This is a genomic window from Bacillus swezeyi (assembly GCF_030908325.1).
Taxonomy (GTDB): Bacteria; Bacillota; Bacilli; order Bacillales; family Bacillaceae; genus Bacillus; species Bacillus swezeyi.
Map to the genome: position 1 here is coordinate 380,160 of NZ_CP133085.1, position 16,490 is coordinate 396,649.

At 43.3% G+C, this 16,490-nt stretch carries 20 protein-coding genes and 1 pseudogene; 11 read left to right on the plus strand and 10 right to left on the minus strand.

All coding sequences use genetic code 11. The features are described 5' to 3' along the window. Window positions 1-13 precede the first annotated feature (13 nt). The 3 genes from RBH91_RS02045 to RBH91_RS02055 all read right to left on the minus strand — a co-directional run bounded on the left by RBH91_RS02045 (window position 14) and on the right by RBH91_RS02055 (window position 2,560). On the minus strand, window positions 14-859 hold the full coding sequence (locus RBH91_RS02045; protein WP_307893293.1) for a TIGR03943 family putative permease subunit: 846 nt from the start codon (window positions 857-859) through the stop codon (window positions 14-16). Window positions 860-863: 4 nt separating this feature from the next. After that, entirely contained in the window at window positions 864-1,751 is an 888-nt protein-coding gene (locus RBH91_RS02050; protein ID WP_076758171.1) for a permease, read from the minus strand. Window positions 1,752-1,936: 185 nt separating this feature from the next. After that, the gene (locus RBH91_RS02055) at window positions 1,937-2,560 is read right to left on the minus strand and encodes a flavin reductase family protein (protein ID WP_307893294.1); all 624 of its coding nucleotides are present in this window, start codon (window positions 2,558-2,560) and stop codon (window positions 1,937-1,939) included. 108 nt (window positions 2,561-2,668) lie between these two features. Between RBH91_RS02055 and RBH91_RS02060 the strand changes: the two genes are divergently transcribed. The 3 genes from RBH91_RS02060 to RBH91_RS02070 all read left to right on the plus strand — a co-directional run bounded on the left by RBH91_RS02060 (window position 2,669) and on the right by RBH91_RS02070 (window position 4,475). Beyond that, window positions 2,669-3,625: an acetylxylan esterase gene (locus RBH91_RS02060; RefSeq protein WP_307893295.1), complete on the plus strand. Its 957-nt coding sequence runs from the start codon at window positions 2,669-2,671 to the stop codon at window positions 3,623-3,625. A gap of 95 nt (window positions 3,626-3,720) precedes the next feature. Beyond that, a complete protein-coding gene (locus RBH91_RS02065) occupies window positions 3,721-4,143 on the plus strand; it encodes a MarR family winged helix-turn-helix transcriptional regulator (protein WP_307893296.1) in 423 nt (140 codons plus the stop codon). Then, window positions 4,134-4,475, plus strand: coding sequence for a DUF3147 family protein (locus RBH91_RS02070; protein ID WP_076758179.1), 342 nt, complete (start codon window positions 4,134-4,136; stop codon window positions 4,473-4,475). Before RBH91_RS02065 ends, RBH91_RS02070 begins: the two co-directional genes overlap by 10 nt. Here the strand turns inward: RBH91_RS02070 and RBH91_RS02075 are convergent. From RBH91_RS02075 to RBH91_RS02085, 3 genes are all read right to left on the minus strand, one after another. Then, the gene (locus tag RBH91_RS02075) at window positions 4,434-4,715 is read right to left on the minus strand and encodes a hypothetical protein (protein WP_307893297.1); all 282 of its coding nucleotides are present in this window, start codon (window positions 4,713-4,715) and stop codon (window positions 4,434-4,436) included. The two genes, RBH91_RS02070 and RBH91_RS02075, sit on opposite strands and share 42 nt — an antisense overlap. A gap of 116 nt (window positions 4,716-4,831) precedes the next feature. After that, complete coding sequence (locus RBH91_RS02080; RefSeq protein WP_076758181.1) at window positions 4,832-5,515, minus strand: amino acid ABC transporter permease; 684 nt, start codon at window positions 5,513-5,515, stop codon at window positions 4,832-4,834. Window positions 5,516-5,526: 11 nt separating this feature from the next. Next, on the minus strand, window positions 5,527-6,387 hold the full coding sequence (locus RBH91_RS02085; protein WP_307894623.1) for a transporter substrate-binding domain-containing protein: 861 nt from the start codon (window positions 6,385-6,387) through the stop codon (window positions 5,527-5,529). 210 nt (window positions 6,388-6,597) lie between these two features. Between RBH91_RS02085 and RBH91_RS02090 the strand changes: the two genes are divergently transcribed. The 4 genes and pseudogenes from RBH91_RS02090 to RBH91_RS02105 all read left to right on the plus strand — a co-directional run bounded on the left by RBH91_RS02090 (window position 6,598) and on the right by RBH91_RS02105 (window position 10,025). Continuing rightward, window positions 6,598-7,149 carry an NAD(P)H-dependent oxidoreductase gene (locus RBH91_RS02090; RefSeq protein WP_307893298.1) on the plus strand — a complete coding sequence of 184 codons (552 nt, stop codon included), beginning with the start codon at window positions 6,598-6,600 and terminating at the stop codon, window positions 7,147-7,149. Continuing rightward, window positions 7,146-7,694, plus strand: a pseudogene (locus RBH91_RS02095) (ABC transporter ATP-binding protein); the annotation flags it as partial. The gene RBH91_RS02090 and the pseudogene RBH91_RS02095, both read left to right, overlap by 4 nt. A gap of 98 nt (window positions 7,695-7,792) precedes the next feature. Beyond that, window positions 7,793-8,518, plus strand: a complete 726-nt coding sequence (locus tag RBH91_RS02100; RefSeq protein ID WP_307893299.1) for an AAA family ATPase — start codon at window positions 7,793-7,795, stop codon at window positions 8,516-8,518. Window positions 8,519-8,588: 70 nt separating this feature from the next. Next, complete coding sequence (locus RBH91_RS02105) at window positions 8,589-10,025, plus strand: glycoside hydrolase family 1 protein (protein ID WP_307893300.1); 1,437 nt, start codon at window positions 8,589-8,591, stop codon at window positions 10,023-10,025. Between the two features lie 39 nt (window positions 10,026-10,064). On the opposite strand, the gene RBH91_RS02110 is transcribed toward RBH91_RS02105, so the two are convergent. Both RBH91_RS02110 and RBH91_RS02115 read right to left on the minus strand, forming a co-directional pair. Then, on the minus strand, window positions 10,065-10,463 hold the full coding sequence (locus tag RBH91_RS02110) for a competence protein ComJ (RefSeq protein ID WP_076758188.1): 399 nt from the start codon (window positions 10,461-10,463) through the stop codon (window positions 10,065-10,067). 20 nt (window positions 10,464-10,483) lie between these two features. After that, window positions 10,484-10,930, minus strand: a complete 447-nt coding sequence (locus RBH91_RS02115) for a NucA/NucB deoxyribonuclease domain-containing protein (protein WP_307893301.1) — start codon at window positions 10,928-10,930, stop codon at window positions 10,484-10,486. Window positions 10,931-11,237: 307 nt separating this feature from the next. On the opposite strand from RBH91_RS02115, the gene RBH91_RS02120 reads away from it, so the two are divergent. The 3 genes from RBH91_RS02120 to RBH91_RS02130 are packed head-to-tail and all read left to right on the plus strand — an operon-like array spanning window position 11,238 to window position 13,758. Then, a complete protein-coding gene (locus RBH91_RS02120) occupies window positions 11,238-11,408 on the plus strand; it encodes a hypothetical protein (protein WP_164470202.1) in 171 nt (56 codons plus the stop codon). Window positions 11,409-11,413: 5 nt separating this feature from the next. Then, window positions 11,414-12,226, plus strand: coding sequence for a serine/threonine protein kinase (locus tag RBH91_RS02125; RefSeq protein WP_307893302.1), 813 nt, complete (start codon window positions 11,414-11,416; stop codon window positions 12,224-12,226). 20 nt (window positions 12,227-12,246) lie between these two features. Then, window positions 12,247-13,758, plus strand: coding sequence for an FAD-dependent monooxygenase (locus RBH91_RS02130; RefSeq protein ID WP_307893303.1), 1,512 nt, complete (start codon window positions 12,247-12,249; stop codon window positions 13,756-13,758). Between the two features lie 389 nt (window positions 13,759-14,147). Here the strand turns inward: RBH91_RS02130 and RBH91_RS02135 are convergent, their stop codons facing one another. Continuing rightward, complete coding sequence (locus RBH91_RS02135; protein ID WP_076758194.1) at window positions 14,148-14,525, minus strand: winged helix-turn-helix transcriptional regulator; 378 nt, start codon at window positions 14,523-14,525, stop codon at window positions 14,148-14,150. Between the two features lie 139 nt (window positions 14,526-14,664). Here RBH91_RS02135 and RBH91_RS02140 point away from each other — a divergent pair, with 139 nt between their 5' ends. Then, window positions 14,665-15,183 (plus strand): DJ-1/PfpI family protein, encoded by a 519-nt coding sequence (locus RBH91_RS02140; protein WP_076758196.1) that lies wholly within the window; start codon window positions 14,665-14,667, stop codon window positions 15,181-15,183. A gap of 237 nt (window positions 15,184-15,420) precedes the next feature. Here the strand turns inward: RBH91_RS02140 and RBH91_RS02145 are convergent, their stop codons facing one another. Beyond that, entirely contained in the window at window positions 15,421-16,164 is a 744-nt protein-coding gene (locus RBH91_RS02145; protein WP_307893304.1) for a ribonuclease YeeF family protein, read from the minus strand. Window positions 16,165-16,490: the final 326 nt, after the last annotated feature.

A 16,490-nucleotide genomic window follows, 5' to 3' on the forward strand; every position in this document is an offset into this window, starting at 1 on the left:
GATGCACCGGCCTTTAATATGTTCTATACACATAAGGATCTTTTGGTTCTTTTATCTTTGACCAATCTTTCACTTTCAGAACCGGGATCGTAGATTTGAACGGCTGATAATATTCCGATGACAGCGTTCCTTTTACATGAAGCCACTGATCGTCTTTTATATCCATATCTTTCGGGAATTCGACCAGCATCCCGTAGACCCCAGAGTCGGCGATACAATGAATGATTCCGAAGCGGAGCACGAAAAGCTGTCTGTCATTAATCGATTCTCCTTTAAAAGCAAAACCGTTGAATTCAATCGTTCTGTCAAGAAACTCCCCTGGATAATTATAAATGGTTTCCATGCCTTTCAAATAATCGTCATCTTTCAAAGAGATCTGCTTTTTTCCTTCATAGTCCTTCATCGCTTTCTCCATCAGTTCATCATAGCCTTCCTGGCCATAATAGACGCTTGTATCGGGACGAAGATACTGGGTTTGAGCGTAGTGATCAGGCTGCTCGATCGCTTTAAAAGAAAAGCCCTTCGATTTGACGATATTCGAATCAAGCGTTGCAGCCGGAAGAAAAAGCCCGGTGCATAAAGGGAATAGAAACACCAAATAAATCAGCATTCTTTTGAGAAAAGGCTTATCTTTCTCATGATCGTGATCATGTCCGCAACCGCAGTCATGACCGCATTCTTTCCCGTCCGTGCTTTTCATATAAATATAAAATTGCACCGCCGTCAGAATGGCCAGCAGAAAAATTGCAATATAGGAAAGATAAGCGTATTTCATATTAATATATTTCGTTAAATTCCCGGAAGCATGGAGATGAAAAAAGAAGAACGTAAAAAACATCAAAATGAATGTGCGAAACATGATCTCACCCCTTTACCAAAAGTGATCCGGCCAAGACGATGACAGCGATATAGGCGATCAAAACGAACACAAAACGTTTTCTGAAGATGCCGAGCATCATCAGCAGATTTTTGATATCCACCATTGCTCCAAAAACGAGAAATGCGATAAGAGAGCCAAGAGAAAACGTACTGCTGAAAGAAGACGCGATAAAGGCATCAACCTCTGAGCAAAGAGATAAAACAAATGACAGCCCCATCATGACGAGTGAAGAAGATACGTCATTCTGGCCGATAGCCAAAAGGGTCGATGTTTTAATATACGTCTGCATGGCCGCTGCGACAAATGCTCCGATGATCAAGTATTTTCCCACTGAGAAAAACTCATCAACCGCATGGCGAAGCGTTCCGCCAAGCTTTTTCAAAAAGGACTGATGAGCATGTCCGTGGTGGTGATGCCCGTGTGATTCGCCCTCAAGCAGCTGATTTCCTTTAAATTGAAATGAGATGATCATTCCCGCGATAAGAGAAACTGCAATCGCCAAGCCGCCGCGGTAAAGCACGACATCCCATTTGTTTCCGAAAGCGATAAATGTTGAAAATAAAACAATCGGATTGATGATCGGAGCCGTCAGCATAAATGCCACAGCCGCATGCAGCGGCACTCCTTTTAAAAGCAGGCGCCGGGCAATCGGTACGATCCCGCATTCACAGGCCGGGAACAACACACCGGCAAATGTTCCGGACAAAACAGCGAGGAATCGGTTCTTCGGAATAATCTTCGCCATCATTTCTTCCGTCACAAACATCTGAATCAAACCTGATATAAAAACTCCGATTAAAACGAACGGAATTGCTTCTATTAATATACTGATAAAGATTGAATTGAGCTGCAGAAAGGATTGTGAAGCCACAAAAAAACCTCCGCAATAGCATTTTTTAGTTCCAATCTAGCATTATATCATAAAAGAATTGATTTTAATAAGAAGGACTAATTTCATATATGTGGAAAGAACTCATCGAATGTAAGCTGGGGGGCGGAGAGGCGCGCCAAAAGTGAGCAGCCGCGGATAGGTCTGCCTATCCGCATGCATCATGATCAAGTTGGGCGTATAAGGGTGAACGTCTCACCCCATTTGGCGTAATCGTTTCCTGCAAGTCTTGCGATGGGACGCAGCGCGTCTGTCCGGATGTATCCCTTTTCAGCGTCATATACTTCATCTGCTAAATGAAAGCACACAATCCGTCCGATCAGCAAGTCATTGACAGTTTCTGCTTGATCATTTTGAAATGTCAAATGCCGTTCCAGCTTACATTCGAAACGGACCCGGGCTTCCCGAATACCGGGAACTGAAACTTGATCGCTTTCAATTGTTGTGAGGTCGGTCAGGTCTAGCTCGCTTTGATGGGCAGGAAGAGCTGCTGCCGTCTGATTCATATCTTCAGCTATATTCTCATCGACGATATGAACAACGAATTCCTTCGATTCAGCGGCATTGCGGGCCGTGTCTTTCATTTCACCACCCTGGGTTCTCCCGACAGAAATGGATAGGAGCGGAGGATCGGCGCTGATCACATTGAAAAAGCTGAACGGTGCTGCATTGACTACTCCATTGACAGTCGAGGCTGTTGTCACGAACGCGATCGGTCTTGGGACGACAGCCCCTGACATCAGTTTATAAGTCTCTTTCACGGTTAAATTCCTTGGGAAAAGAGTGAACATACTAAAGCCTCCTTCTTTTTGAACACATGATAACACGAAAGAAATAAATTCACATTTCTGATATGATAAAAATATTCAAACAACTAAATGAAAAGGGGACGAAATAGCATGCAGCAGCCTTATGATTTGCCGCTGGAACAACTATATACATATAAACCTGAACGGACGGCCCATGGGGATTTTAAAGATTTCTGGAATGAAGCGCTCGCTGAACTTTCTGAAGAAAAAGCGGAGCCTCATCTCGAGCCGCATGATTATCCAGCCGATGGCGTAAAAGTCTTTTGGCTTACATACCGCAGCATCGGGGGAGCGCGCATTAAAGGCTGGTATGCAGTTCCTGACCGGAAAGGACCGCATCCTGCCATTATCAAATACCACGGCTATAATGCCAGCTACGACGGGGATATTCATGACATTGTCAATTGGGCCTTGCACGGCTACGCGGCATTTGGAATGCTCGTCCGCGGGCAGAACAGCAGTGAAGACACAAGCGTCTCTCCTCATGGACATGTGCCGGGCTGGATGACAAAAGGGATACTTGATCCGAAAACATATTATTACAGAGGTGTGTACCTTGATGCAGTAAGAGCGGTCGAGGTTGTCAGCGGCTTCGCCGAAGTTGATGAAAAACGAATCGGCGTGATCGGTGCAAGCCAGGGCGGCGGACTGGCTATCGCGGTTTCCGCATTGTCCGACATCCCAAAAGCGTCCGTTTCTGAATTCCCATATTTGAGCAACTTTCAGAGAGCCATCGATACGGCGATAGATCAGCCTTACCTTGAAATCAACTTATTTTTCAGAAAGAACAGCAGCCCGGACATTGAACAGACAGCGCTGAAAACCCTGACTTATTTCGACATTATGAACCTTGCTGAATCAGTAAAAGCACCCGTTCTTATGTCGATCGGTTTGGTGGACACCATCACACCGCCATCAACCGTATTTGCAGCATACAATCATTTGAACACAGACAAAGATATTAAAGTGTACCGCTATTTCGGACATGAATATATTCCGGCATTCCAAACCGAAAAGCTGGCCTTTTTGAAAAAGTACTTAAAATAAATGTGAAGAACATCCGGTCAGGCTGCCGGGTGTTTTTTATGTCTTGATTGAAGAATATATCGTATTATAAGATATAAATGGAGAGGGTGAGTGTAATGGATTTTGAAGAGTTGATTCGAGAGATTAATCAAGACTGGACAGACATTTATTACAATTTGCACTATAAGCATGATGACAACCTTTCGCATCATGCTGTTCGATTGCTGCAGCATATTGAAAAAAATCAATATGTCACTATCGGCGGTTTAGCCGAGCTTCTAGATGTGTCCCACAATACCGCATCAGAGCATGTAAAACGGCTGATTCAAAAGAATCTTGTTCAGAAAAAAAGGGACAGCAAAGATGAACGAAAGGTTTATGTGACACTATCGGCTGAAGGTAAAGCGGCAGTAAATCAGCATACCCGGCTTGATCCAAAAAAATTGGAAAAGGTGCTGCAGCAATTAAATGAGGATGAAATCAAAACGGTTAAAACCACATTTTCTATGTTAAGCAGGGAGGTAAAGTCATGTTTTTGATGATCAAAATCGCAGTTTCTGCTGTTTTGATCGGAATTGTAACCGAAATCGCAAGAAAGTCCCCCGAGGCTGGAGGAATCATTGCTGCTCTGCCCCTCGTCAGTCTGCTCAGTTTGTTTTGGCTAAGCATACAAGGGGAGTCTCCAAAACATTTAAGCCAATTTGCGGCAGGGGTATTATGGGGTTTTCCCGCAACTGCATTTCTCCTTTTTATTGTGGTGATCAGTTTAAAGGCGTCATTTCCGATGGTGCTGTCTTTTATTTTTGGAGTATGCGGATGGGGTGGATTTTTACTGCTGCAAAAGGCCGTAATCCGTACGATCTTCGGCTGAAGTTTTAATGTCTTCCTGAATGGTCTTATATTTCCATAGAGCCGGCTCGATGCTGCTTGCCTGCAAGTCGAACGAAACGATATGTCTGCCTGCAGGAACATGCTGCAGCCTGCTGGTGGGATGAATGGGCGGGGGCGGTTCATTTCCTTCAAAGACGACAGAGATGCGGATGCGGTCTTCATCATGGTTTTTATTACAGTAGATGTATATACTTTGGTGATGTCGGTTTGATTGCTTCATTTGTTTGATTCAATGATCTAAAGGCTTTCGGTGCGGAAACGGGCGATCGAATGGTATGGATATACCGACTCCATCTCATAGCATAAAAAGCCGCCGGCAAATCCGGCAGCCTTATGCTATTTTTTAATATATACGTCAGTCCGCTTTTCCAAGTAATCTTGGAGCAAAGCGACAGCCGAGCAAATGCCCCAGTAAATCATGGCAACTAAAATATACATCGTCATATAGTCGAACTCTCGTCCGCCTACGATTTTTGCCTGCTGAAATAACTCCGGCACCGTAATCATAGCGGCGAGGGAAGAAGCTTTTATGAGGTCGAGCATAACGTTTGTCAGCGGCGGCAGAGCGATTCTCATTGATTGAGGAACGATGACATGCAGCATCGTCTGCCGATAGGAAAAACCGATCGACTTTGCTGCATCCCACTGGCCTCTGTCTACCGAAGATAAAGCCGAACGAATAATTTCGGCAATGTAAGCGGCGCTGTTGATGCTGAAGCCAATTATCGCAGCGGACAGCGCCGTAAATTGAATCCCGATATAAGGGAGACCGAAATATAGAATAAATAAAATGACCAAAATCGGAACGCCTCTCATAAATGAGATGTAAACCCTTGCCGGCCATCGGAGCAAAGCGAATTTGGACATCCGGCCGAGCGCAATGAAAAAGCCGATCATCAGTCCGGCAAACATGCTCGCAAAGGAGATCAAAAGCGTATTCCAGATGCCCTGCATCACATAAGGGAATGATTTAGCAGCTAATTCTGCATTGAAAATATACTCCCATTGAATAGAGCCCACTTCGAATCCCTCTATTTGTTCTGATCGACGTCAGCAAAGTCGATATCCTGTTTTTTTGAAACATCGGCATCACCAAAGAATGTTTTGGAAATCTTCTTGATTGTACCGTCTTTCAGCATATCCTTGATGGCTTGGTCGAATTGTTTTTTCAGCTCTGTGCTGTCTTTTTTGATGATCATGCCTTGCTGGTGCGGATAATATTTAAGATCCGGGTGAATCGTCAGATCAAGGTCAGGCATTGCGGCGAGCGCTAGTTTTTGTAAATAATAGTCGTTTAAAATGACGTCGGTTCTTCCGTTAGCCACATCTTTTAAATACTGTTCATTCGTGGCATTATCATAAATCACCTCTTCAGCTCCGTACTGACGGGCGATATCCATATAAACCGTCGTTGCGGCGCCTGCAGCTTTCTTTCCTTTTAGGTCTTTCAGCGTATGAATGCCTGATAAATCTTTCTTGCGGACGATTGCCGTACCATATGAATATTTATAAGGCGTTGTGAACAAAAATTTCTTTTTGCGGTCATCTGTCATTGTGATGTCGTTGGCCGCTGCGTCAACTTGGCCGCTGCCTATTGCCGTAAGCATGCCGTCAAAGCCCATCTCTTTAAATTCGACATCCAAATCAAGCCGTTTAGCCGCTTCGCGTATGACTTCAACCTCATAGCCAGTCAGCTTGTCGTTGCCTGATTCAGTATCATGATATGAAGTGGGATAAAGTGTTCCTGAAGTCGCAACAACGATTTTTCCCTTTTCTTTTATATCATCCCAGGCTGTATTTTTATTTTCAGCCTCTTTTTGAGTGGTGCTGCATGCAGCGGTTATAATAGCAAACGCCATCACTGTTATCAGTAAAGTGAAAGGCTTATACATACGAAATATTTTCACTGAAACAATCCTCCTATTCCTTTAGTCAAGTAAACCATAGCATTGAAGCAGACAATAGGCAATAAGTTAATTTGTATTGGAATAAAATAAAAATTTATTAATTTGAAGCAGGTGAATGCACCCTGCTTTACTTTTGAAAGTGAAAGGCGGATCATAAAAATCGGGTAATATAAACAAATAAGGAGGATCTGAATGATGAAAAATATCTTAATCATTAACGGACACGAAGCATATCCGCATGCGAGAGGCCGGCTGAATCATACCATCTTTTCAGCGATGGCAGATAAGCTGGACGAAAAATATAATATTAAAAAAACGGTTGTCGCAGATGGCTATGAGATCACGGAAGAACACGAAAAATTCAAGTGGGCGGATGCCGTCATTTATCAGACGCCGATTTACTGGTTCAGCCTGCCGGCATTATTTAAAAAATATATTGATGAAATATATGAATACGGCCTTTTTTATCAAGGGGCAGAAAATTATGGCCGCGGCGGTCTGTTTACGGATAAAAAGTACATGTTTTCGACAACATGGAATGCGCCTCAGGACGTATTCTCCAAAGAGGGAACTTTTTTTGAAGGGAAAAGTCTGGACGAAGCCTTGTTCCACCTTCACAAAATGCAGGAATTCGTCGGTATGAAACCTTTAAAAACTTTTTCTGTGCATGACGTCATCAGCAATCCGAATGTTGATCAATACATTAAAGATCTTGATGTACATTTAAAAGAAGTATTTTCAATTTAAACCGGCTGCCTCAGGCGCCGAAAGGCCTGACGATTGAAGAGCTTTGCTATTTCGGAAGACATCCCCATAAAAAGCTGCTGTCAAAGTATACAAAGGAAGATCATGAAATGGTTGGACTGGTGCAACTGGTATGACGGGATTGCGCAGCCGGACGCTTGATGCTCTTTCAGGCGGACAAAGGCAGAGGGCCTGGATTTCGATGTCATTAGCTCAGGGAACGGACATGCTTTTGCTTGATGAACCTAGGCCCTTTCTAGATATAGCCCGCCAAATAGAAGGACTGGAGCTGTTAAAGCAGCTGGATCAGGAGCACGGCCGTACGATTGTTATGTACTGCACGATTTAAATCGAGCTTCCCAATACGCTAATCCGCATTGGATGGCAAAGTATACAGTGCAGGAGCGCGAGAAGAAGTATTTACGCCGAATCTGTTCCGCGGCGTTTTCGGGCTGAGTGCTATTATGAAAAGCCCTGCGGTCCAAATGCCGATGTGTCTGCCGACAGGGCTGTGCGGAAGGGCGCTGGCAAAAACAACATCATATTGAAGAATGAAGGTTTGAGCCGCTGGCACAAGCCTCTTTTTTCGTTTTTAATCAAAAGGTCATGTTACAGTTAAGATAAAAAACTAAACAGGTGATGTCATATGTTTTTGAAAAAACTGACTGTGCTTCATGAAAAAGTCCCTTCTTACTCAAAATATCCTTTTTCAATTCCTGCGCTTAAATCTTTAAGAGAGCTGGCGTTTCAGAAAGATGTCACTTTTTTTGTGGGCGAAAACGGCTCCGGGAAATCGACACTGCTTGAAGCGATCGCTGATAAGTGCGAATTTAACACGGCCGGCGGGGGAAGAAATAATACGTATGAAGTACATGCATCCGCTTCTGCCTTTGGGGACTTTATCAGACTTTCCTGGCTTCCTAAAGTCACAAATGGCTTTTTTCTGCGGGCCGAATCCTTCTATCATTTTGCCTCTCATATTGATGAAATGGACAACAACGGCTTTATCAATTACGGAGGCAGGTCTCTTCACGAGCAGTCACACGGCGAATCTTTTTTGTCGCTTTTCAAGCACCGTTTTAAAGGAAAGGGCATCTACCTTCTTGATGAGCCTGAAGCAGCTTTATCTCCGGCAAGACAGCTGGCTTTCTTAAAAATCCTCCATGATCTGACCAGGAATAAACAAGCTCAGTTCATCATCGCCTCGCATTCTCCGATTTTATTGGGATATCCGGAAGCTCAAATCTTCAGCTTTGACGGTGAAAACATTGCTGAAGTCAGCTATGAAGATACCGATCATTACAGTTTGACAAAGTATTTCCTGCAGCATCGTGAAAAGCTTCTTGCTGAACTGTTTTCAGAAGATGTTTGATGTGAAACGCGTTTCATAGGATATGATAAGGATCAAACCGGATCAAAATACGATATAGGAGTGGAACAATATGATTCATCAACAGTTACGGCCATTTCCGGATCATTTCTTGTGGGGATCGGCTTCAGCGGCCTATCAAATAGAAGGGGCCTGGGATGAGGACGGAAAAGGCGCATCGGTTTGGGACGTATTCACAAAAATTCCCGGGAAGACGTTTAAAGGCAGCAACGGAGATATTGCAGTCGATCACTATCACCGCTTTAAAGAAGACGTCGCTTTGATGGCTGAGATGGGATTAAAAGCATACCGCTTTTCAGTAAGCTGGCCGCGAATTTTTCCAAAAGGCAGAGGAGAGGTCAATGAAGCGGGCTTAAAATTTTACGACGATTTGATAAATGAGCTGCTCGCTCATCATATTGAGCCTGTTTTAACGCTATATCATTGGGATCTTCCCCAAGCTTTAATGGAGGAGTATGGCGGATTTGAATCCAGACAGATTATTGAAGATTTCAATACCTATTGTATAACGCTCTACAAACGTTTTGGAGCCAGGGTGAAATATTGGGTATCCCTTAATGAACAGAATTACAACTTGAACCATGCGTTTATCACAGCTATGCATCCTCCGGGAGTAAAGGACAGAAAACGTTTTTATGAAGCAAACCATATTGCGTTTTTAGCCAATGCCAAGGCAATCGATTCGTTTCGCCAATATGTTCCCGACGGAAAAATAGGGCCAAGCTTTGCTTATTCCCCTGCATATCCGTTGTCAAGCCGTCCGGATGATATTCTTTCTTTCGAAAATGCCGAGGAATTTACGAATAATTGGTGGCTAGATATATATTGCTGGGGAACATATCCGAGTATTCCATTTCAGTATCTGAAGGAAAAAGGATGGGCGCCGACGGTACAAGATGGGGATATGGAGCTTTTGGCAAAAGGGAAACCTGATTTTGTCGGGGTCAATTATTATCAGACCATCACATATGAAATGAACCCTCTTGACGGCGTATCAGAAGGGAAAATGAACACGACCGGCCAAAAGGGAAGCAACCAGGAAACCGGAATGCCAGGGTTATATAAAACAAAAAAGAACCCTCATCTGGAAACATCGAATTGGGACTGGGCCATTGATCCGATCGGGTTGAGGATCGGTCTGCGCAGGATCTCCAGCCGCTATCATCTTCCTGTCTTTATAACGGAAAACGGTTTGGGGGAATTTGATAAGGTTGAAAAAGACGGTGAGATTCATGATGAATACAGAATTGCTTATTTGCGTGCACATCTTGAACAATGCAGACAGGCAATTCATGACGGTGTCGATTTAATCGGCTACTGCAGCTGGTCCTTTACGGATTTATTGAGCTGGCTCAACGGCTATCAAAAAAGATACGGATTCGTCTATGTCAATCGTGATGAAGAACATCTAAAAGATTTAAGAAGAATAAAAAAGGATAGCTTTTATTGGTATCAAAATGTGATCAAAACAAACGGTGAGGAGCTTTAACATGAAGGCGCTGTGCAATTCAGCGCCTTCATCAATTGCTCAGTCATTCCTAAAGTCGAGAATGTAGGTGATGGCTTGCGAATGAACTTGATCAGGCATAACTGTATAGCATGTCAGCTGATAGGATCCTTGCGGAATATCGCACGTCAGCTTTTTTGATAGGACGCTTGTAATCTCGATTCCGCCTTCAAGCACTTCGAAAGAAACGGATATTTGCCTTTCAAAGGATTCCACCGGCTCAGGGCAGTTTAAACGAACTTGCACTAAAGATGTTGTGTTTTCGGCTGCTTCAAACGAAACCGCATCCTCTAGAGCTGTATAGCCTCTTTTAATATCTTCGTCTGTCCAATCCATTACAGGCGGTTTGCCGCCTTTTTGATAAACGGTAAACTGATGGTATGACATCGTCATTTCCTGGGGTCCCCATGTTTTCCTCAAAGGCCGTTCCTCCAATTGTATTATTTGATGTTGAAAAGCACTTTTGTTCCGTCAGGGTAGTCGCTCACCTGATTGCCGACCCAAGACCCCGCTCCGCGGTTATCAGACGGGCTGATATACTCAACCGACGCTCCTGTTCCGCCTTCTTCACACATGGCCATTGGCCATTCGTCACGATCATAGCCTGATTTTGCGGGAACGTCCTTTAATGATTCCTTCCGCCTTTCATCCGCACCGTCCCTGTCAATCGTGCAGATCTTCGAGTGCCCTTTTTTTATGGCGGTTCGAATGTGGGCTCCTGTTTCAGGATAGCGATCCGCTGGGAAATCAAGCATTTCATCATAGCCGGAGCTTCTCTTATGCCCGGCGGGCTCGTGTTCTGAAGAAAAGAAATCTCCCGTTGTCATTCCGATGATCACGGCCGCTATTACGACCAAGCTGATCAGCAAAGATTTAATTTTGTCCATTCTTGTTGTCCTGCTTTCTGATAGTTAATCATTCAGCCGCGGCCGAAAATAAACACAACCTTATTATCGTAAAGATGGCCTGAGAAATAAAGGGGAGACTATTAGATTTTTCCTTGAGAAAATATAGAATTGCCGGGCCGCACAATCTATTTTTAAAAAATCTGCGATAAAAAAGAGGTTTTGAAGATTAAAAATCTAATTTTCTCATAGCAAAGAAAAATATTCATTAAAATCATGCCCCCTTATAAAAGGGTGCTGCTCGAATGATATAAAAAAATACGGATCACCGGATAAGGAGCTGATAGATTTGTTTCGCAAGCTATTTAGATCATTGAAAAACAGCGGATACCGCCGATACAGCAGCAGCGACTACGGGCGGAGGCCTTATAAAAAATACAGCAGCAGCGATTATCGAAAAAAAGGGTATGGCCATCATCATTACAAAAGAAAACATAAGAAATTTTTCAGCAGCAGCTGATTGATGTGAAAGCTTTTATTAGATGGATGTTTGACCGGCCCCTCAAAAAGGGAACCCAAATCTGCGGACGATATCAAATTCGGAATGTGCTCGGGATGGGAAGCTATGGCATCACTTATCTTGCCAGCGAGCTTGGCGGGGGGGATGTCTGTGTTGTCAAACAGCTGCGGCAAACAAAAGTATGGACATCAAGCGGGCGGCGGTCTTTTGATCGGGAAGCTGAAATTTTGCAGGGTTTGGATTTACCTGCGGCGCCCCGGCTTTACGATGTGCATAGAAGCGGGCGCAGCTGGTTTATCGTAATGGAATATGTTGATGGGAAGAATTTCGAAGATTTGATTTTTTATGACGGATGCATATTCGATGAACAGCAAACCATTCTTATATTGCTGGAGGCGCTCCAAATCACCGCTTCGCTTCATTCACGCGGACTGATTCACCGCGACTTGCGAATGCCTAATATTCTTCAGACAGGAGAAGGCATTCGCATCATCGATTACGGGCTGGCATGCCGCCTGACCGAGAGCGAAACCGCACTTTACCGACACCCCGAAAAAAGGCTGATGCGATCTGTTTCTGTAAAAAGCGATTTTTATGCGCTGGGGCATTTTGCACTTTTCCTTCTTTATTCCGGGTATATTCCGGCGGCAAAGAAGGAAAAAAGCTGGGAGGAAGAGCTTAGCATTTCGTCCGGTCTAAAGTCTGTTTTGCGAAAAATGCTGCAGATTGATTCACCTTATGAAAGCGCGCAGGACATCATCGCTGATTTGGCATCCTTAAATATGACTTCCCGTGTAGTAATACAAGAAAATATTTGATCAAAAGGGATGGGTCTTCAATGAATGCAGTTCTAATAACCGGAGCCGGGCCGACGGGATTGGTGCTTGCGCTGTTTTTAGCCCGGAAAGGAGTGCCGCTTCGCATTATTGATAAAAATACAGGCCCCGGCCGGACATCACGGGCAATGGCGGTTCATGCCCGCACCCTTGAGTTCTACCGTCAGCTTGGGATAGCTGAAGAGGCGGTTCAAAAGGGCATTAAAGTCAATGCCGTTCATGTACGTGAAGGTCATAAGGAAAAGGGGCGTGTCAATCTTGGGGACATTGGAGAGGGATTAAGCCCGTATCCATTTGTGCTCAGCTTTGCCCAAGACGAGCATGAGCGATTTTTACTTAAGCATCTTAATGCGGCAGGAGTCGAAGTTGAATGGAAAACAGAGCTGGTTTCTTATTCGGATAAGGGCGGCTTTGTTGAGGCAGAGATTAGGAAAGAGGAACAAACGGAAGTGATCGAAACGGCCTTTCTCTGCGGCTGCGACGGAGCTCACAGCACTGTACGCCGCGGATTGGATTTAGACTTTCCGGGAGGGACGTACGAGCATACTTTTTATGTAGCAGATGTTAAAGCATCAGGCGAAGCTGCTTCAAAGCATGATCTGAATCTTTGTCTTGAGGAAGCCGGCTTTTGTATTGTTTTTCCTGTAAGAAGCACCGGCATGAATCGGTTTGTCGGCATTGTGCCCTCTGCTTTGGAAAACAGAGAGACCCTCTCCTTTAAGGATATCGCTCCCTTTGCAGAAAAGCTTCTGCATGTCAAAGTACATGAAGTCAACTGGTTTTCAACCTATCGCGTTCATCATCGGGTGGCTGATCAGTTCAGAAAAGGGCGTGTCTTTATTTTAGGAGATGCGGGACATATTCACAGTCCTGTCGGCGGTCAAGGGATGAATACAGGTATCGGTGATGCCGTCAATTTAGCATGGAAACTGGCGGGAGTGCTTAATGAACGTGTGGATGAAATAATTTTGGACAGCTATGAGACGGAACGGATTGCATTTGCCCGCTCCCTTGTGGCTACTACTGATCGGGCGTTTCAGGCAGTGGTCGGACAAAATGCCAGGGGAAGGCTGGTTCGGACTGTGCTTATTCCCCGAATTGCACCGTTCTTTCTTCGATTCCCGCCTATAAAAAAGGCGGCTTTTAATAGAGTGTCGCAAATTCGCATTCATTATCGAGACAGCCTACTAAGCATGGGAAAGGCCGGAAAACTTCAAGGCGGAGATCGTCTGCCCTGGATCAGCGTTGGAAGGAATGACAATTTTGAAGCGCTGAAGACCGCCGCTTGGCAGGTTCATATTTATGGGAAGGCAAACCCGGGGCTGTTAACAATCGCTAAACAACACAACCTCCCATTGCATGAGTTTGCATGGAGCAGGGCCAGTGCTAATGCAGGTTTACGGCGCGATGCTCTCTACCTTGTTCGCCCTGACGGATATATTGCTCTTGCAGACAGTGAACAGACTATCAACAAGCTGACAGAGTATCTTTCTAAATTTAAAATCAGGAACTAAATGGCTGCCGATTAGCCGGCAGCCGTATTTTCGATTATTTCATTTTGACTTCTCCAATCAGTTTCCGCAAATCTTCAGCCAGCTTGGCCAGCTCGTTTGCGGAGGCTGAAACCTCTTCCATTGCCGCGAATTGCTCCTCTGTAAGGCATGCTGCCGATTTCAAGAAATGTTGGTTTAAAATAAAGTTTGATCATGTTTACTCCTGTGTCGCGCCCTTTTGTGATTTAAGAAAAAAGTTATTTCGGTTGCTGCTTTTTTAACATAAGTAAAAATTAAAACCTCGGCATAAGCCCAGGTTTTTACTCATCAAAATATCTTTTTATTATATTCTATATAATTTTTGCTAACAGTAAGGTGATTGATTTAAGGAAACGATCTTGTTATTTTTCTTATTCAAAAAAATTATTTTGTTTAATTTGATCTATTCGTTTTTTTCCCCATTCATACATCATCTCAACGATTGGTAGCAATGTCATTCCAAGCTCAGTCATTGAGTATTCGACTTTTGGAGGAATTTCCGGAATTACTTCTCTATGAACAATGCCATCTTCTATCAGTTCACGTAATTGGTTTGTTAATACCTTATGAGATATTCCTGAGAAAAGTCTTTGGAGTTCGCTGAATCGATGTGGCCCTTCCACACCTAAATGCCACAAAATAACAACTTTCCATTTTCCACTAATAATCGATAAGGTAAGTTCTTTTTCACAATGATAATCATGATTTAATATTCTCTCTTTAATTTCTTCTCTTAATGTATCTGACATAGGGAGTAACTCCTTTTCTTATAATAGTAACCGTTTGGTAACCTCCGCACAAAAAAGTGCATTCTTCACAAAGCAGAAAAGCGCCGGTAGAATGAATTTATCTTAAGATCAATTTTTTATATTACAGGAGGCAAATGATATGAGCAAAAAAGCTTTATTTATTATACCACCAGAAAGATTTAATGAAGATGAATTATTTCAACCAAAAGAAGCTTTAAAAAATGCGGGAATTGATGTAACTATTGCAAGTACAAAAACAGGTGAAATTACTGGTGACTATCAAGGAAAGACAAACGCTGAAGTGATCTTCTCCGAGGTTTCAGCCACTGATTATGATGCTCTTGCTGTCATAGGGGGATCCGGTACGAACGATCATCTATGGGGAAATCAAGAATTGCTAAGCTGCTTGAAACAAGCTCATAAACAAAATGTTCTTGTAACAGGAATTTGTGCCGGGGCTGTAACTGTAGCTAAAGCAGGGTTACTTACTGGCCGAAAAGCTACTTGCTACCCAGTTGACGTACAAAAGAACGAATTAAAAGCTCATAACGTAGAGTATGTTGAACAACATGTCATAGCACATGATGATATTATTACAGGCGATGGACCAGATGGTGCAAAAGAATTTGGAAAGAGCCTTGTTGAAGCATTAAGTTAGTTCTTAAATTTAAGTGAAAAACTTGTTTGGATATGAAGCCGTTCGGAAGTTATTCCGAACGGCTTCTTTTCATAATTAGGTGAATCAACGTTTTCGTCTTCTGAAGAGCCAGGCTCCTGTATAAAAAATGCCGATTACATCACCCTCTGATTTTTGATCGGCATATAAAAGAATGACAAAACCCTAAAACTCCGGTGGTAACGGGGTTTTTAGCGGCAGTGTCGCCCAGGTTCTTTATTACGTCCTTGCTTCCTTAGCGGTCGTCAAGGCTTCAGCTTGGTCTTTTTTATATGTCATGTAGCCTTTGACCTGCTGATGTACATCCTTTTTCAGCTTATAGGCTTCACTTTTCTGGTAAGCTGATGCATTGTAGCGGATGGGAGAGGAGCTTTTTCCTTGACGGGTTGCACCGATTAAGGCGGAGTAGTCGGCGGTAATCATTTGCTGAGCCATTTCAGAGGCTCCGTATTCGTTTTTTAGCAGTTCGTCGAGATCCCCGACGGCTTTAATGGTGTCTTTTCGTTTTTGGTTTGCGGCATTCAGCTGCTGTTTAAATTCATCAGCTGGAAAAGGTTCTAAGGAAATTAAATCGTCGATCTTAACTAAAATATTTTTCAGTTCTTTTTTTTGCGCGGACACCATGTTATGAGAGTGAGTATGGACGTTTACGAGTTCTTGTTCAAGAAACTGAACATCAACAAATGTCTCTCCTGAAAGCCCAGCATTTTCGACAGCATTTGATATCCCGTCCAGAAACTGGATCTGCATATCGGTCAGGTCAAGCCATCCGTCTACGATTCCGGATTGGTCTCTATAAAACGCTTTAATTGTGTCAGCGCCTTTCCCTTGGAAATCTTCATCCAAATCTGCCACGCTTTGAAAAGCATTTTTTAAGCTGACGAACTGTTCTCTCAAACTTTTGTAATCATTTGCCCGCTGCTTCATGGCTGATTGTAAAGTTTCCGCTTCATAGACCTTCATTTTTTGTGCCCTTTCTAAGTCTTATTTAGTACAGAGTTTACCACTTTACAGAAAAAAGTTGGGCGAAAATCCTGAATATCCATAAAAATGAATCTTTTAGATTAGTTTCAAAAACCTAATGGGAGTTTTAGCATATTTCAAATGAATACTTTAGCAGTTCATAGGTCCTGATTCGAGTATGGTGAGTTTAGGATTCAGCTTTTAAAACCAAAACGTCTCCAAAGAAAAGGGCGAGGCCCCTGATGATAAAATTGTGAAATACTGTGAACAAATCTAATGAAAATGTGATTTTATGGTATCTTAAAATAAAAAATTAAAGAAAAAAG

What these genes read in the sequence shown, in the direction of transcription:
- RBH91_RS02045 (WP_307893293.1), bottom strand. Translation starts at nt 859, where the DNA reads ATGTTTCGCACATTCATTTTGATGTTTTTTACGTTCTTCTTTTTTCAT.
- RBH91_RS02055 (WP_307893294.1), bottom strand. Translation starts at nt 2,560, where the DNA reads ATGTTCACTCTTTTCCCAAGGAATTTAACCGTGAAAGAGACTTATAAA.
- RBH91_RS02060 (WP_307893295.1), top strand. Translation starts at nt 2,669, where the DNA reads ATGCAGCAGCCTTATGATTTGCCGCTGGAACAACTATATACATATAAA.
- RBH91_RS02065 (WP_307893296.1), top strand. Translation starts at nt 3,721, where the DNA reads ATGGATTTTGAAGAGTTGATTCGAGAGATTAATCAAGACTGGACAGAC.
- RBH91_RS02070 (WP_076758179.1), top strand. Translation starts at nt 4,134, where the DNA reads ATGTTTTTGATGATCAAAATCGCAGTTTCTGCTGTTTTGATCGGAATT.
- RBH91_RS02075 (WP_307893297.1), bottom strand. Translation starts at nt 4,715, where the DNA reads ATGAAGCAATCAAACCGACATCACCAAAGTATATACATCTACTGTAAT.
- RBH91_RS02085 (WP_307894623.1), bottom strand. Translation starts at nt 6,387, where the DNA reads ATGTATAAGCCTTTCACTTTACTGATAACAGTGATGGCGTTTGCTATT.
- RBH91_RS02090 (WP_307893298.1), top strand. Translation starts at nt 6,598, where the DNA reads ATGAAAAATATCTTAATCATTAACGGACACGAAGCATATCCGCATGCG.
- RBH91_RS02100 (WP_307893299.1), top strand. Translation starts at nt 7,793, where the DNA reads ATGTTTTTGAAAAAACTGACTGTGCTTCATGAAAAAGTCCCTTCTTAC.
- RBH91_RS02105 (WP_307893300.1), top strand. Translation starts at nt 8,589, where the DNA reads ATGATTCATCAACAGTTACGGCCATTTCCGGATCATTTCTTGTGGGGA.
- RBH91_RS02115 (WP_307893301.1), bottom strand. Translation starts at nt 10,930, where the DNA reads ATGGACAAAATTAAATCTTTGCTGATCAGCTTGGTCGTAATAGCGGCC.
- RBH91_RS02130 (WP_307893303.1), top strand. Translation starts at nt 12,247, where the DNA reads ATGAATGCAGTTCTAATAACCGGAGCCGGGCCGACGGGATTGGTGCTT.
- RBH91_RS02135 (WP_076758194.1), bottom strand. Translation starts at nt 14,525, where the DNA reads ATGTCAGATACATTAAGAGAAGAAATTAAAGAGAGAATATTAAATCAT.
- RBH91_RS02140 (WP_076758196.1), top strand. Translation starts at nt 14,665, where the DNA reads ATGAGCAAAAAAGCTTTATTTATTATACCACCAGAAAGATTTAATGAA.
- RBH91_RS02145 (WP_307893304.1), bottom strand. Translation starts at nt 16,164, where the DNA reads ATGAAGGTCTATGAAGCGGAAACTTTACAATCAGCCATGAAGCAGCGG.